Genomic DNA, 269 nt, shown 5'->3' with positions numbered 1-269 from the left:
CATTTCACGCTTTCCCGCCACCACCGGAAACTTGAAGATTGAATATACGCCCTCCGCATGGACATTTACGCTAACCGGCGCCTATCAAGGAAAAATGTACATCGATTATATGAAAGACGATGAAAAACCCATAAAAATAAAAGAAACCTCGCCTTTTATGACGTTTAACGGACGTGTATCGAAATCATTCAACCATATATTTAATGTATATGCCGGAGCCAATAATATTTTCGGATATATTCAAGACGAAAAACATCTCGACAATGCCG

At 39.4% G+C, this 269-nt stretch carries 1 protein-coding gene; it reads left to right on the top strand.

The annotated features are described in order from the left end of the window. Positions 1-31 precede the first annotated feature (31 nt). On the top strand, positions 32-269 hold a 238-nt coding region (locus RMT89_RS43275; protein ID WP_315889240.1), incomplete at its 3' end, for a hypothetical protein.

Origin of the sequence: Streptomyces sp. P17 (assembly GCF_032436805.1) — a bacterium.
In the GTDB taxonomy this organism is placed as follows: domain Bacteria; phylum Actinomycetota; class Actinomycetes; order Streptomycetales; family Streptomycetaceae; genus Streptomyces.
The sequence above is the reverse complement of the archived record's forward strand: the minus strand, read 5'-3'. Positions and strand labels throughout refer to the sequence as shown.